Raw genomic sequence first — 15,798 nt, forward strand, 5'->3', positions numbered from 1 at the left:
ACAAAGAAAAGCGGAAGCGGCTCGTTCATCTCCGTACAAACTGGAAGGGCCTCGACTGAGATAAAGGAAAACCGATAAGCGAAAGCGAATCGAGTTTGACTTATCGTAGGGAGGTGGCTTGAAGGACAATAGGTGCTAGGGGCCTGTAGCTGGACAAAAAGAAAAGCGGAAGGCCCCTGTTTAGCACCGTATGGCCTGGAGAGACAGCGACTGAGATAAAGGAAAACCGATAAGCGAAAGCGAATCGAGTTTGACTTATCGTAGGGAGGTGGCTTGAAGGACAATAGGTGCTAGGGACCTGTAGCTGGACAAGCGGTTTGAAATTATAAACAATACAATAAGAACGAGGACTTGCCAATCGGTGAGTCCTTCCTTAGTTATAATCAAGGAGTGTTTACCATGAAGAAGGAAGAAGTAATCATCGTCGGGGGCGGCCCATGTGGAATTGCTGCGGCAATCTCTTTAAAGAGAAAAGGATTCCACCCACTCATTATTGAAAAAGGTAATATTGTCAACGCTATTTATCATTATCCAACCCATCAAACATTCTTTAGCACAAGTGAGAAGCTTGAAGTGGGAAACTATCCATTTGTAACTGAGCACTATAAACCAAAGCGAAATCAAGCGTTAGTCTATTATCGTGAGGTCGTGAAGAGAGAACAATTGAGTGTAAATACATATGAAAAAGTACAATCAGTAAAAAAAGAAGAGGATGACTTCTTTACTGTAACTACTGATAAACAAGTATACTCTTGTCAATACGTAGTGATTGCTACAGGCTATTATGATAACCCTAATTATATGAATGTCCCTGGTGAAGACTTACCTAAAGTATTCCATTATTTCAAAGAAGCTCATCCATATTTTGATAAAGATGTCGTCGTTGTTGGTGGAAAAAATTCGAGTGTAGATGCAACCATTGAACTTGTAAAAGCAGGAGCAAGAGTGACGGTTCTATACAGAGGCTCTGAATTTTCCTCAAGTATTAAGCCATGGATACTTCCAGAGTTTGAATCTTTAATTCGCCATGGAATTGCGACAATGGTGTTTAACGCACAAGTGAAAGAAATCACAGAGGATAAAGTAATTTATGAAAAAGAGGGTCAGCAAGTTGCAGTGAAAAACGATTTTGTTTTTGCGATGACTGGTTATCACCCCGATCACGATTTTCTTAAACAAATGGGTGTTGAGATTGATGAGGAGTCTGGAAGACCAATCTTTAATGAGGAGACAATGGAAACGAATGTTTCTGGTATTTATATTGCAGGGGTTATTGCAGCTGGTAATAATGCTAATGAAATTTTTATTGAAAACGGTCGTTTTCACGGAGAACAAATTGCCAGTGCGATCAAAACACAGAAAAATAATGAATAATGCATTTAAGAATTCTGAGTTTCATTACTAACTCAGGATTTTTTTTATATGAAGTCAATCTATAAGTAAAACTTATCGTTAGTTATATAAAAATAGTCATATTCTTATCGAGTATCATTCGTTAACATGGGGATGAACGAGTTTTAGGTAGGAGGATTTATCATGTTATTTTCATTTAAAGCAATCGATCATATTCAACTGGCTGCCCCGAAGGGTTCAGAAGCTCGAGCGAGAAATTTCTTCACTGGGATATTAGGCTTTATCGAATTAGAAAAACCTGATTCTCTGAAACAGAGAGGTGGAGTATGGTTTTCTAAAGGAAAGATTCAAATCCACATCGGCATTGAGGAACCTTTTTACCCATCAAAAAAAGCACATCCTGCATTCGAAGTGAAGAATATTGAGGAGCTAAAACGTCATTTGAAAATGAACCAAGTAATGTTTGAGGAAGACATTCATCTGCGTAATGCGCATAGGATATTTGTTTTCGATCCATTTGGTAATAGATTAGAGTTTTTGGAGTGGCAAAATAAATAAGATTCTTGTCGCAAACAGGCTGTTCGTTGTTAATCTTTTTATCCTCAAATATATGCTCTTAAAGTAACATCAACAAAAGAAAACGAAAAAATACCGTCGTCATTCTTAATTAGGGTAAAAATGGAAACCTGGAATTTTACACAATACGATCATCGATTTGTAAAGAAGGATTCGATTCGTTATATTGTTTATAATGGGAAGGTTGGGGATTTAGGTCACATTATGATTGATTTTGCTTCTTCAGCATAAATGACAGAAGAAGAAATAGCATTTGGGACGATTTTGGCATAAGTAACTAAAGATAAAGAGAATGCAGAGCGTGTTTATGTCCTTGTTGCATGGATTGCAGGTTCTGCATTTGCACATGTATGGAGTCGCAGAACGCAGGGCTGTTTCTATCCATGCGTTCTGTGATAGCCTTTAAATAGCGAAGGCTTGTTCGATTACATTTCGCTCAGAAGTAGTTGCTAGTAAAATTAACAACTTCAGCCGGGCTTTTTGTCCGTTTAAACCATTTGAAAAGATGACACCCATTTCTTTCAATTGTTTTCCTCCGCCTTCATAAGCATATGTGTCCTGTGCGATCCCATTAAAACATCGTGATACAAAGACGACAGGAATATTGTTTTTAATGAGTGCTTGTATTCCTGATATCGTTGCGGGAGGGAGATTTCCTTGACCGAGCGCTTCGATGACAATTCCATCACAGGGCAACGCATTTATGGCATCTAGCAAAGTTGAGTCCATTCCTGCGTGTGCTTTTATGAGAACAACTTTTTTTGACACGTCTGTAATCGGATAGTATTCTGTCCGGTTCGGAATATGGTGGAAGACAACTCCTCGCTTCGTTACAATGCCAATCGGTCCATACTGTGGGCTTTGAAAAGTGGCGATATTACTTGTATGAAATGTTTTAATAATACCATTTAAAAGAAATGGATTAGTCTATCCCCTTAAAGTTGATATATCAAGGATTATAGCACACCTGTAAGGTGTGTTTAATTTTTTTAGTTATCCACATTATTATTTTTGGTGTAAAATATAGATGGAAAGGGTGGGTAACTTGAATAAAAAAATAGCTTTAATAACAACAGGTGGAACAATTGCAAGTAAAGAAATTTCAAAAGGATTATTAAATTCAGGGGCAATGACAGGTGAAGAATTAGCCTCACTTTGTCAACTTCCTCATGATATAGAAGTTAAAATAATTGATGTTATGCAAAAACCAAGTATGCATATTGATTTTGATTCTATGATTGAAATTAGGAAAACAATAATTAACGAATTAAAGGACGAGTCTATTTCAGGTGTAGTTGTGACACATGGGACGGATTCTTTAGAAGAAACGGCATATTTTTTAGATTTAACCATTGATAATACTAAGCCTATTGTTGTGACAGGCTCACAACGCTCTCCACAAGATGTTGGTACTGATGTGTACTCTAACCTTAGAAACTCTATTTACGTGGCAATTAACAGTCTTTTAAACAACGTGGGAGTGGTAGTTGTTTTCAATGAAAGGATTTACTCTGCAAAGTATGTTAAGAAAGTACATGCCTCTAATTTACAAGGATTTGAATCTTTTGGGTACGGCTATTTGGGGATTATAGATAACGATAATGTTAGCATATATCAAAGACCAGTTTATCATGAATCGTATAATATAATTAATCCTATTCCAAGAGTTGATATAATAAAATGCTATAGTGGGGCAGATGGTATTTTAATTGATGCATCAGTCAAAGCTGGAGCAAAAGGAATAGTTCTTGAAGGGGTTGGAAGAGGACAAGTTTCTCCTTACATGGTGGAATCTATTAAAACTGCAATTAAACTTGGAGTTAAAATAGTAATTACAACTAGTGCTGAAGAAGGAAAAGTTCACCCTGCATATAGTTACTTGGGTAGCGCACATGAATTGCAACAATTGGGAGTGATCTTAGGTGATGATTATGACTGTAAAAAAGCAAGAATTAAATTAGCAATTTTACTTACTTCAGTTGAAAGTGTTGATCAAAGTTATTTCAAATAGGTGAATATTAAATGAATAGCTTTAGTAAACTTTGCAAGTGTAAAAAATGCAATAAGACAATGAAATTTAAAAAAGAATCTGGAGGACTATATTGTTGCTCGACATATGATAATTATGGAAAGAGTCATTGTGATAGAGTGATAGTAAAAGAAGAATTTTTAAAAAGTTTAGTCTGTAGGAGATTCGAAAAAGAATTATCTGATGAAGAAATTAGAGAAGTAATAGACCATATACTAGTCGAAGATTACCTATTATTAGAAATATATTTCAAAAATAATGAAAAACCGATCCTCCTTCAAGGGAAATTTATACAATTTTGATTTTAGGGTGAATGAGATTCTTTAACTTGATAAAGAAGGGAGGAGGGTTAGAGTTGATTTAAAAGGATTCACCTGTTTTTAATAGGGTGAAGAAATTTAGAGAGATTAGTCATATTTTTATTCGAAATTTGTGTATAATTTACATTTCCTGAGAGAAAATATAGTTCCAACATCATGATTATACACAAGAAAAAAGGGAAGAAATAATAATCTTCCCTTTATATTTAATATGTATTTAATTATTTTTGAGGATTAAAATAAATTCTATTAACAATGGCGTGGAGTAAGAATAAAGCTTCATCTACAGTAATATCTCCTTTTGCAGTTTTATCTACCCATTCCCTAGAAGATAAAATTCCACGATTATTAGCAACAGAGTACATATTAGCCATTTCTTTTAATTGCCATTCTTTAAGTTTCAATTTTCTCGCTCCTTCATTTGGAATTCGATTTCTTTCTGAGTTGCCTTTCAATTTTTCATTGACTCTTTTTTTAAAATCTATAAAATGCTGAGGATTTTTGACCCAAGGTGCAGGACAATTTTTATGAGTAATGTCATAGTGTCTAACAATATCTTTCAAGGGATCTAATTTATATCTTTTGCATAACTCTACAAGTATATCTTCTGTTCTTTTAATGGTATCTTGATGAAATGTACCATTCTTTTCTAAGCACATTTCTACACCAATTGATAGGAAATTAGCATTTGGCTTTAACTCAGAAATACCCCTATATGAGCCATCATTAGCATGATAAGCAACTTCATTTAATGGAATTATGCAATATGCTTCTTTCTTATCTGCGAAAATATGAGCAGATGCGTATCTATCTTTTAAATCATTAAAATAATTATAATGATTAAGAGCTGTTGCTCCATTATTAGCAGTATAATGTATAACTATTTTTCTCACCGCAGTTAATTTGTTTTGAGGTCTACTAAATTTATTTGGTTTAATAAATTTATCTATCCATAAAGACAATCATTCCACCTCCATAAAATAAAAAAACATCTCTCCAAATAAAGAAAGACAAGTTAATTACTTTTCAATTTTGTTTTTATTAATTTTATTAACTCCATTTTCAATCCCAGCAATGACTTCATCTTTGGATACAGTTATTCCTTTTTCAGCAAGAATAGCGATTGCTTTTTCAACAGCGAAATCACGTTTCTCAATACCTTTCTTTCCTTTTAATTCTTTTTCTGTGTATTCGACCATTAAATCAGTAATGGCATCAACTATTCCCAATTCATCCTTTTGTTTAAGAGTGTTAAAATAAACTCTTACTTTGTTAAGTGCTACCGTTAAAAGAGTGCCGATCACAATCACTAATAATTCAACGGCAAACTGTGTAATTGAACTTAAAAAAACATCCATATAAATACCTCCTGAAATAAATTAATTTATTTTAAAAAAGACCATCCAAATTGATTAGCGAGCCATGCTAATACACCGAGTGTTACAATTGTTCCTAATATCTTCAAAGACGTGCTATGTACGAATTTGTTCCAGTCAATTTTTCTTTCTTCTATTTTCCCTAAACGGTCATCTAGTTTCTCAACTGACTGCTGCAAGTAATTAATATTCTGATTTATATTTTTGTCTTCAATCTCTGTTACACGTTCATTAAGGTCAGCAAGACCATTATTTAGACCAGACAGATTTAAATTCATTTCGTTTAAGGTGTCAGCCATTTCTTTCATTTGTTCACCTTGTTGTCTATTAAGATCAACTTGCATTTCTACAATTGTTGCAAGTCGCTCAAGTGTAAAAGTTTGATCCTCTACTTTCTTAATTCGATTACCATGAGAGGATACTCTTTCTTCCAATTTTCCTAATTTAACTTCTAGATTTTCACTCACAACATCAACACCCCAATGCGACAGTATTAATTTAATTTACTTATTGAAAACAAGCACCTCCTCATGTTATACTTGAGTTGGTACATACTTTGTACTAAAAAAGGGCTGCCACTTTTTCGAGGAGACAGCCCTTTTTTTATAATAAAATATAATTTTTATTTAATTATCATATTTATCTATTTAAATTAAACATAAAAAATACACCTTATTCTACAGGTGCTTCTACTTCTTCATCTATAGTGTACTTCATCGTATCTTGATACTCTTGCTCTGTGATGTATCCTTTTACCAAAGCATTATCAATTTGTTCTAAAGTATAAGTCTTAGCCGCATATTCTTTGACCGGCTCATGATAGTCAGAAACGACTGTTTCAAAATTTCGTGTACCATAAACATAAACACATACTGCATATTGTTTTGTTAATAATGTATTTACCAAGTTACATTCCTCCTAATAAAACTGCTTCCATGAATTCAAGTAGAGTAGTATTTGTTTGTGCTTGTGATATTTCAAGCTTTTTAATTTTCTCACTCATTGGTTCACTAGTAATAATCAATTCTTCTGGATTTTCTGGATCTAGATATCCAAAAACTGGCTTTAAAGTCTCCACATCTATTTTTATTAACGTGCCTTCCTGAAAATCTTCAGCATAAGCTCCATCTCTAAGAATTAACAGCCCTATTGATTCTTTCACTCTATTATTCAACGTTAACATTTTCTCATAATCATCATCGAAATTTGGTTCAAAATCATAACGATAAGATGATTGATGAAGAATTTCACCTGTTGCATTATCATAATAAATCTTCATTACTTTATACATGATTTATTTCACCCCCATGCTTCCCAAGTTCCAACTAAACCACTAGCAGCTGCATTTACAGGTAATCTACATAATTCTTTACTTACTACACCATTGGGTGCATCTGCTTTAAAATTAATTACAGTTTGTGATGATGATGCTCCCGTGAAGACAGTTACTTTAAACGTTTTTGGGTAAATAGGATCTAAATCTTCTTCATAAATAGTTCTAAACATTGCGTTATTATCATTATTATTAATACTTATAATCATTTTCTTTGGAACAAATGGAAGGTCTGTAATTTCAACATATCTAAAATTACCTGATGTTAAAGTTGATGCGTATTGAAACGCTAAATTAGATGAAGAAGCAGTAACCGTTCCACTTGCATACCTAACAAATATGCCTGATGTTTGCTTTATCTTATCTGCCAACTCTTCCAAACTATCTTCATCATTTGCATTACCGCCAATTTCATTAATCGCTTTTACGATTTTTGCTTTTTTGCCAGGCAACACAATTTCATTTGCTTCTTTGGTCGCTTTTACGATTTCATGAATATTGGCATCCTCAGCTAAACGCTTATCGAAAATGTATTCCCATTTATTAGAGTCCATTTCGATAGTGAGTGTATTAAGCGCATCTAATCCTGAGTACTTTCCAAACTTTACCGCATTCCACCGCTCTTGAGTCAAACTAACTTGCGTATCTTCCCCACTCGCAAGCGTTTTTCTGCCAACCTCTACCCCGTTAACCTTTTCAATCACTTCGAACATTTCACCATCAGTTGTGATGTTATACGATAAAAGGTTGTTTTTATCGGTTTTAATGCCGATATCACCTTGTGGCACAGATATTTCAACCCATCTTAAGATATATGCTCCATCTGCATCCGGATTGTCTGATACACGGATTGTAGATGGTAGATTCAAAGCGGGGCGGGCACCCACGCGACCAAGCCACGCACTGTTGAAGTTGATAGCCCCTGACGAGCTCACATTACGAGCGCCGTACGAGTAACCGGAATGCGGGGTTCTTAACCACCACCACCAAGGCTGTGAAGCACTTAAACTTGCATCAGTATAAGAAGATTGGCTAACCGCTTCAGGTGTTGGGTTAGCTAACCTTGAGGAATCAGTTGTAGTGAATAGTGCAAGCCTTGAACCTTCAGCTATACTATTTTCATTTGCTAGTCCAAGCTCAGTGTTGGATAGTAAGAAAACTTTATCCTGTACACTTTCACTCCCCCCACCATCCGTGACTGTGTTCTTGACAACAGTAAGAGTTGTTGTCAAAATTCGGTTTTTGAAATTAGCTGAGAAATTAGCCAAAAAACCTTTCTCTGAATCATACGGATTATGACCAGACCAAACATTTGCAGTTGTCGGCGGTTGGTCTGCCCCGTGCTGAGCCACATACCAAGGCTGAGTATCTTTGTTCAACCATTGTCGGATATTGGAATGTAGATAGCGGTTATTCCCGTAGCTTCTACGGTTTGTATCGCTGTTGCTTGGCTCAATGGCGTCAAATGATTTTAGTGTGATGATCTTTTCTGTTATCAGCGTCACAGAGTTATCAGGATAGCCTTCGTGATTCTTAGCCGCAACCAAAAACACAATTGGTACACCGTAATATGTTGTTTCTGGATCTTTAACTTTTGCTCCGACAGGTAAATCGCTTAATAACATAGTTTACCTCCTTTTCTAAACACCTAAAATTCCGTTTACTGATGTAATTAAACTAGACCTATCTAAATTGTTTAAACCACCACCTTCACCCTGTAAGATAAAATTTGAACCATTGTAAACAATAGTATAAATACTGTCCTGTTTTAACTCACCAGCATCCACATCTGATCCATCTGCTTTTTTAATAGGTACTTCGCCTAATTCATTAACATTGATAGTGGCTACATCTGTATTTTCTTCATGAATTTTAATTCGTAGTGAAACACCTTCTGCATAAGCAGAAAGTGCCGGGGTAAGTGTTGCTATATAATTATTTGATGATCCTTCTGTGATAGCAAATCCTGTGTGAGTAATATAATCTGATTCATGGTTCTCAAGATTATTAGATAAAATTGATATTTTATCAGTATTATCTGATACATCATTTTTTAATTTAATTATATCTGCACCTGTTAATTGCAGTAATTCATATGTGCCATCTGCTTTTTGTATTTTTATTGTTGGCATTAATCCCACCCCCATGCTTCCCAAGCTATATTTTCATTCGATCTAGCAACAGGTAGTCGAACTAAGGTTTCACTCACTGTAGCAGGATGCAAATCTGCTTTAAAGTTGACGTTATTAGTTGTCACAATTCCCACCCCAAAAACTGCTAATTTTGCTGTTTTAGGATAATAGCTATCTAAATTTTCTTCATAAATTGTTCTATATCTGTTTACACCATATTCGCTGCTTAAAATCAACTTTTTAGGAAGGAATGGTATATCTGTTATTTCCACAAAAGAACGAGCTTCCCCTCCAGAAGTACCTGCATACGTAAATCCTATACTACTACTGGCAGAAACAACTGTTCCACTTGCATAGTAAATATTTGCTGATTCGATTCCCTCAACTAAATATATTAAATCTCGTAGCGATTCTGTTCCAATTACAGATGTTATTCCTTTATATTGCAAAAATTGTGCAAAAATGTCCTTTAAATTTTGTATCTTACCCACCATTTGCTGTCCAGTATCGCTCGGTAATAAAGGTTCGCCAATAACGTTTGCGATACCATTTTTAACGCTACTGGCAGAGAGCTTTAAATCATTAATTGCTGTCTCCACAGAATGACCATCTGATAAATGTACGTCTGTCCCTTTAATATCACGGTTAATGGTTTCATACCAATCATCCCAATACGGAGTTCCATCTGAATCAATATAGGCTGAACGTACTGCATATTCTTCAGCAGTACCTCCTAAATACTTTTGAACTATATGATTTTCATTCAATCTATATACTTCAAGCAAACTAGGAGCCCCTACAGAATGACCGTTAAGATGAGTCATTGTAGCGTAAAGTCCTGTTTCAAGTACGGTATCTAAGTTCTGATTTCCTATAGGTATAATAGTAAATCCTCCACCGCCTATTTCATTACCATCTGAGTCAATAGGTTTCCCTTCTGCGTTTAATAAGGCGATTCCGTTAGGTTTGCCTAATTGATTATCAATCTCTTTCAACCTACCATCTAGATCTTCAAACATTGTACCTTGATATGTGTCATCACTTGTATCGACCCACATTCTACCCTCAACAATTCCTTCTGGTGGAGTAGGGGACTTTATTATTTCCTCTATTTCAATATTTCCATTTTCATCAGGTTCAATATTGTTAACTGATTTTACTTTTCCTTCAACTTCATTTCCATCTGCATCAACTACTTTACCTTCTGTGTTAAGAAGAGCAATTCCATTTGGATTTCCAAGTTTAGATGAATATAAATCATCTAAATTATTTATTTGCTGGTCTGTATAATTTTTGGAGTTAGGTTCTGATGAATTCCACTGTTCCAATAGTTCGTTCGTGATGGTGTCAAGAACTTCCTTATTGGAGTGTGTATGAGATTCACCTACAGTATTATCAATTTGATTTGGTGTTGATACAGGTCGATTGGTAATAGTATTCCAATCTGATTGAGACTGCTCCAATGGAACTTTTCCATTTTCATTTAAGGTCGCAACTCCATTGGGTTGACCTTTTTCTGAAACTGGTATTAATCCAGTACCATCAATAATATCTTGAACTATATCACCTTGTGTTTTCGCATAATTACCTTGCTCAAAAGCAAATTGACCTTGAGATAATGCATAATCACCTTGTTCTTTTGCGTAATTTGCCTGAGCTTCAGCATTACTTGTAGTGTCATCAAGGTTATCCAAAGAGTTTTCAATGTCTGTTTTTAATTGTGATAAATTATTTACTTCCGTTTGAGCTAATTCTGCTTTTTCATTAGCATTTTGTGCGGCAGCATTTGCGTTTGTTATAGCATTTTCTGTGTTATCTATGGCAGTTTGCGTATCAATTTGTCGTTGGTGCTCATTTGCTTCTCTAGTATCTTCACTGTTTTTTCTTTCGTTTTCAGCACTGATTCTTTCATTTTCGTTAATAATTCTTTGAGATTCATTTACATCTCTATCAGCTTCAGATTCAACTCTATTTTGTTCATTTAAAATTCTGTTTGTCTCATTAGTAATTCTTTCATTTTCACTTGACACTCTAGAAGATTCAGCTTCATTTCTATTTGATTCATTAATCTCTCTTTGTGTTTCAGCACTATTTATTTCTTGAAGATTGCTATTAAACTCTGAATCCCATTCTGACATTTTGGTGTCAAAAATTTCTCCAACTTGGTTTATTTTTTCGCCAATTCGCTCATCAGCACTATTAATAGTAGAATCTAATTCAATAATTTTTTCATCAACTACTACAATTTTTTGATCGACTATTTCATTAGTGATTTGTATTTCTTCTACAGCTTCTTTTGCCTCATTCAAGACTTCTGTAACCTGATTCATTGTGTCGATAGCTTCATGACCGTCATCAATTAGTTCTTTTAAAGTCTCTGTTACTTTTCCATCTGACACTTTTGTGTAGATGGAGGAAGTGGGGAAATACTTCATTCCTGTTCCTTGAAATTCAAAATTTAATTGCTTTCCATTGTTAACAGAATTGAATGTTACAATTCTGTTAACATAGTCAACGATATACTGATCTTCTTTAGGTAAGCCGCTTTGAATTTCACTCCATTTCACTTCCTCATTTTCGCCCGTAACCCTAACTCGGTATAGTCGGTCTGGAATCTCTGAAAGAATGACTGTAGAGTTATCAACTTCGTGAGTTTCGTTGAGAAGAACATAAGGATCATCTACTGTACCTTTTCTTCGCTCTGTTATAATTGGATCATTATGCAACAGGTATCACCTCTTTTGGGATAAATAAAAAGGATAGAAATCATTCTATCCTTCATTGGAAATTTCTTTTTCTTCACTTTTATATTCATTTAATTGTTCTTTTAACATTTCAACCATTGACTCAAGAAAAGCAATAACCTTAGCATCTTGACCAATACGATGAAGTAATTTATCTATAATTTGTTCAGCATTTACTTCCATAATTATCCTCCTTTATTTAAATTTTAATATTTAATTCCATGCCAAAGCACCAATAATACTTCCATTCTGTCTAACAACTATGCGACCAGTTGAATTATCACGATAAAGTTCTAATCCTTGAGAGAATATATCCCTTACGTATCTAGTATCATGATTGTGTCCACTTATAGAGAAGTAACTAGCACGATGACCTTCCAGCGTGTTTGCATTTCCTGCATTCGTTGCATATGGAACACTGGAGATGTTTAATCCAGAAACAGTAGCTCCACTAAAATTAACACTACCATTAAAACTTGTACTACCTCTGATATTTATAGTATTAAAATTTATATAGCACTCGACAACTCCACGATTACCATACATTTCAAAAGCACTGTCTGATTGATGAATTATGGTTTCATAAGAACGACTATTTAATTTCAATGAACCACCTGTTATATTTAATGTTGAAAGACTATAGTCGTCAGTAGATGTAAGAGATGCTCCTGTCATTACAATTTTATTGTCACCACTTATTGATTGAACAGTTACCCCTGTAATTGTTCCACCAATAATATTGTTACCACTAATTGTGCCAGAATATATTCCATTAGCACCGATATATGTTAATCTACCGTCATTGAGAGACACTGCTCCAACATCGCTCGCATTTTTAGGTATGAATGGTGGATTTAAAATACTATCCCATGATATAACTGCATCCTTGCCCATTTTTACATTTTTTCCAACTTCTAATTCTTCAATGGCTAATGCTTTAATTTTCCCTCCGTCAGTAACCACACTTTGACCGCCAATTTTTATATCTAATGCGTTCAATTCTCCATTTAAAACAACTCTTTTATTGGAAGTGTCATAGTAAAAATCATCTCTCCATGCATTTCCTGTATTTGTGGAGAATTTAAATCCATCAATAGCATTAAAAGACGCTCTAACGTTAGGGGAGGTGACTGTTAATCCATCTGTGGGATTAATGGACAGTCCATTACCATCATCAATCATTTGGAAGCTGCCACCTTGAATCGTAAATCCATATTGATCAAATGTGTATTTGCCAGATATGTTTTCAATATAAAGATGCTCAGTAATCATAATTTGACCAACCAGTGTTTCTGCATAAACTCCTGTAGCATCAAGTGCTAATTTGAAAGTTTGCCCACCATCGTTAGTGAAGCCAATCATTCCATTATTCTGTCTAATAAACTTCAGAGGATCGTCACTATCATAAATAGTTATGCCTCTACGATCTGTAATGACTGAATTATTGTAACCTGCATTAATACCATTAGTGGCAGGATTCCATTTACCTTCCAAGATGTCATCTACTGCGGTTTTAACATTGTTGATTTGATCATATTTATATTTATTCATGTCAACCGTGTTTGTTGTTGAAATAGACTTATATAGTATTTTTGAAAGTTTATCCTCATCACGCTCTATATCTTTTGTGTTTGCTATTGTTACAGTAATATCTGTACTATCATGATCTATTTCTAATTCAATAAGTTGTGTTTCTACATCTATTCCTAATCTTTCAACATTTATGAAGAATTTATCTCCAATTGTAACCTTTTTCCAATCCTGTTTTCCCTCTAGAATTTTATATATGTTGACAATATTAGTTGTAATTATCTCTTTTGGCTTTTTTAATTCTTCAAATACCTTTTCTGCATCTGTTAATAGGTCATTGGCATCGGTATAATTTTGATCTTCCCAAGTATCTTCGATCAGATAATCATCTAATTCAATAAGTTGTTGTTTTGTAAAATTACTATCTAGTGATAATTCATTTTTTAAATTAGAAATTTCTACATCTATTGAGTTGATTTGAGAATATAATTGATTAATTTCAGTATCTATAGATGTAATTTGCGATTCAAGAGCTGCCTTACGTGCTAATTCTTCCGAGGCATTCTGCCCATGAGATTGTTTAACATCAATAAGTTCTAATACTATTTGTAGCTCTGTTTCAAGATTAAATGATTCATTTTCTTTATTAATTAATTCCGTCAATAAGTCTTCTTTTTGAGATAGGTAGTTCTGAAATCTTCCCCTGTTAGCTTCTATAACATCTTGATAGTCAAGTAGGGCGTTACATAAATCATCACTCATAAACTCACTAGGCTCTATTACATTTTTATTTTCATCTCTACGGAAAGGGTACATAAAATAGCTTAAATCCATTAAATAATCAGTTCCAAGTGGATTTACTTCATTAATAGATAAGCCGTCTTTCCCATATACTTTTAAAACAGTAACAATGGAATCTGATTGCTCTTCTTTAGTTAATGATTTTAAGTATTTTCTTTCTGAAATCCTGAATCCCTTATTAATTCCGGCAGACTCTTGTTTTATAAGACTAATTGATTTATTAATCGTATTCCATTTAATAATTGCTCCAAAAGTTTCAGCTACTTGAAAGAGAGCATCTAAAACAGTAATATTGCTGAAATCAAACGAACGATATTTTGTGAGAAATTCAGAATCAATATAGTCAATCGACCAAGCAGAAGTGGAGAGTAAGTTTTCTGTTACTTGCTGTGCATTAAGCGATTCTTTTCTATACTCACCATTAATCAATACTCCAGCCCATGTGCGTATTTTTTTGTTTCTTAATTGATATCCAAGACTTTTGAGTTCAACATTTAAAAATGCTTTTCCATCTTCATCATAAGAAGTAGTTAAGTTTGATATGACAAACCATTCTTCTTGCTCATCAAAAGTAGCCTTTATATGATATTGAGATTTTAATTTTTTTATATTTGGATTATCAACTAATATGTGATTACGCTCCACTTTATACGGTATTGTAAAACCAATCTCATTGATTTGTCCTAATTTGATTCTTTGTCTTCTATTAAAAGCTTCTTTTAGTATTCCAATAGGAGTTCTATTAGGTTTGTTGATTTCCAAAGTTAGCTTTGGTAGCAACTCAGGCTCTATGTACTCAATCAATCAAATCACCACCTTAAATATACCGTTTTGATTGATACTCGAATGTGATTCTACAATTTCCTTTAACGGATAACCTGTTAATACCGGTAACAAATTTTAAGAAATTATTATTAAAGTTTCCATACCTATATACATGCTCTAAATCTGTTGTTATTTCTTCATTAAATGAGTCAATAACAACAATTTCTTTATCTAATAAATCAATAATTTTTGACTCAATGCCTCCATTTGAATAATTGACTATCGAGACATCTCCATCACCAATTTTTTCAATTATTACTATTGGATAAGATATTTTGTGACCAATATTTGCTATTTCTATATTCATAGGTTCTGATTCTGTATCAACTATGAAAGAATTTTTATATACAGGAGTATATGAAAAAGCACTGTTACACCGCATGGTAATATTGACATATCCATTTTTTAATCCATTGTGAAGTATTCTAGGATCTCCATGATATACACAATAAAATATCCTACTTGTATCAGTATCAAAATATAAGGGGCAATAATAAGGTTGAACTAGCCAATTAACTATCTTATTTATTTTTACTTCATTCCACTTATCTTCAAAATAGAATGATACTGGTACTTCAGCAGGTTCATATTCAAACCCAAAGAAGTATGGTTCGTCTCTGTCAAATATTTTCTCTTCAATAATAGAGCGATTGGGAAGAAAGGATTCATCAAAGAGTCCTGAACTTGTAGAAATCTTAATTAATCCAAACTCACTTGAATGAATATTGTTATAGGTGAAACCTAATGATTCACTAATTGTCATTTATTCACCTCCAATT

The 15,798-nt window shown here is 33.9% G+C and carries 16 protein-coding genes and 1 pseudogene; 5 read left to right on the forward strand and 12 right to left on the reverse strand.

Annotated elements, in window-relative coordinates; all coding sequences use genetic code 11:
• Window positions 1–399 precede the first annotated feature (399 nt).
• From FCJ93_RS07375 to FCJ93_RS25625, 3 genes are all read left to right on the forward strand, one after another.
• Window positions 400–1,374, forward strand: a complete 975-nt coding sequence (locus FCJ93_RS07375; RefSeq protein ID WP_137743226.1) for a YpdA family putative bacillithiol disulfide reductase — start codon at window positions 400–402, stop codon at window positions 1,372–1,374.
• Window positions 1,375–1,536: 162 nt separating this feature from the next.
• Entirely contained in the window at window positions 1,537–1,911 is a 375-nt protein-coding gene (locus FCJ93_RS07380; protein ID WP_095306568.1) for a VOC family protein, read from the forward strand.
• A 120-nt stretch (window positions 1,912–2,031) separates the two neighbouring features.
• Window positions 2,032–2,160: a hypothetical protein gene (locus FCJ93_RS25625; RefSeq protein WP_268951572.1), complete on the forward strand. Its 129-nt coding sequence runs from the start codon at window positions 2,032–2,034 to the stop codon at window positions 2,158–2,160.
• 171 nt (window positions 2,161–2,331) lie between these two features.
• Here the strand turns inward: FCJ93_RS25625 and FCJ93_RS07385 are convergent.
• A pseudogene (locus tag FCJ93_RS07385) lies at window positions 2,332–2,817 on the reverse strand (asparaginase); the annotation flags it as partial.
• Window positions 2,818–2,974: 157 nt separating this feature from the next.
• Here FCJ93_RS07385 and FCJ93_RS07390 point away from each other — a divergent pair.
• Entirely contained in the window at window positions 2,975–3,940 is a 966-nt protein-coding gene (locus tag FCJ93_RS07390) for an asparaginase (protein WP_137743227.1), read from the forward strand.
• A gap of 11 nt (window positions 3,941–3,951) precedes the next feature.
• Entirely contained in the window at window positions 3,952–4,260 is a 309-nt protein-coding gene (locus tag FCJ93_RS07395; RefSeq protein WP_137743228.1) for a recombinase zinc beta ribbon domain-containing protein, read from the forward strand.
• 239 nt (window positions 4,261–4,499) lie between these two features.
• On the opposite strand, the gene FCJ93_RS07400 is transcribed toward FCJ93_RS07395, so the two are convergent.
• The 11 genes from FCJ93_RS07400 to FCJ93_RS07445 all read right to left on the reverse strand — a co-directional run bounded on the left by FCJ93_RS07400 (window position 4,500) and on the right by FCJ93_RS07445 (window position 15,782).
• The gene (locus tag FCJ93_RS07400) at window positions 4,500–5,240 is read right to left on the reverse strand and encodes a peptidoglycan recognition protein family protein (RefSeq protein ID WP_137743229.1); all 741 of its coding nucleotides are present in this window, start codon (window positions 5,238–5,240) and stop codon (window positions 4,500–4,502) included.
• 57 nt (window positions 5,241–5,297) lie between these two features.
• Window positions 5,298–5,636: a phage holin, LLH family gene (locus FCJ93_RS07405; protein WP_137743230.1), complete on the reverse strand. Its 339-nt coding sequence runs from the start codon at window positions 5,634–5,636 to the stop codon at window positions 5,298–5,300.
• Window positions 5,637–5,662: 26 nt separating this feature from the next.
• The gene (locus FCJ93_RS07410; protein ID WP_137743231.1) at window positions 5,663–6,121 is read right to left on the reverse strand and encodes a hypothetical protein; all 459 of its coding nucleotides are present in this window, start codon (window positions 6,119–6,121) and stop codon (window positions 5,663–5,665) included.
• Window positions 6,122–6,326: 205 nt separating this feature from the next.
• Window positions 6,327–6,560 (reverse strand): XkdX family protein, encoded by a 234-nt coding sequence (locus FCJ93_RS07415; protein ID WP_137743232.1) that lies wholly within the window; start codon window positions 6,558–6,560, stop codon window positions 6,327–6,329.
• A 1-nt stretch (window position 6,561) separates the two neighbouring features.
• Window positions 6,562–6,945: a hypothetical protein gene (locus FCJ93_RS07420; protein ID WP_137743233.1), complete on the reverse strand. Its 384-nt coding sequence runs from the start codon at window positions 6,943–6,945 to the stop codon at window positions 6,562–6,564.
• A gap of 8 nt (window positions 6,946–6,953) precedes the next feature.
• Window positions 6,954–8,612, reverse strand: a complete 1,659-nt coding sequence (locus tag FCJ93_RS07425) for a DUF6273 domain-containing protein (protein WP_137743234.1) — start codon at window positions 8,610–8,612, stop codon at window positions 6,954–6,956.
• A gap of 15 nt (window positions 8,613–8,627) precedes the next feature.
• Window positions 8,628–9,119, reverse strand: a complete 492-nt coding sequence (locus FCJ93_RS07430) for a hypothetical protein (RefSeq protein ID WP_137743235.1) — start codon at window positions 9,117–9,119, stop codon at window positions 8,628–8,630.
• Window positions 9,119–11,845, reverse strand: a complete 2,727-nt coding sequence (locus tag FCJ93_RS07435; RefSeq protein WP_137743236.1) for a pyocin knob domain-containing protein — start codon at window positions 11,843–11,845, stop codon at window positions 9,119–9,121. Before FCJ93_RS07435 ends, FCJ93_RS07430 begins: the two co-directional genes overlap by 1 nt.
• A 45-nt stretch (window positions 11,846–11,890) precedes the next feature.
• Window positions 11,891–12,046 (reverse strand): hypothetical protein, encoded by a 156-nt coding sequence (locus FCJ93_RS24815; protein WP_170211231.1) that lies wholly within the window; start codon window positions 12,044–12,046, stop codon window positions 11,891–11,893.
• Window positions 12,047–12,076: 30 nt separating this feature from the next.
• On the reverse strand, window positions 12,077–14,998 hold the full coding sequence (locus tag FCJ93_RS07440) for a phage tail protein (RefSeq protein WP_137743237.1): 2,922 nt from the start codon (window positions 14,996–14,998) through the stop codon (window positions 12,077–12,079).
• 13 nt (window positions 14,999–15,011) lie between these two features.
• Window positions 15,012–15,782 (reverse strand): phage tail domain-containing protein, encoded by a 771-nt coding sequence (locus FCJ93_RS07445; protein WP_137743238.1) that lies wholly within the window; start codon window positions 15,780–15,782, stop codon window positions 15,012–15,014.
• Window positions 15,783–15,798: the final 16 nt, after the last annotated feature.

It is taken from the genome of Robertmurraya siralis, assembly GCF_005502275.1.
GTDB lineage: Bacteria > Bacillota > Bacilli > Bacillales > Cytobacillaceae > Robertmurraya > Robertmurraya siralis.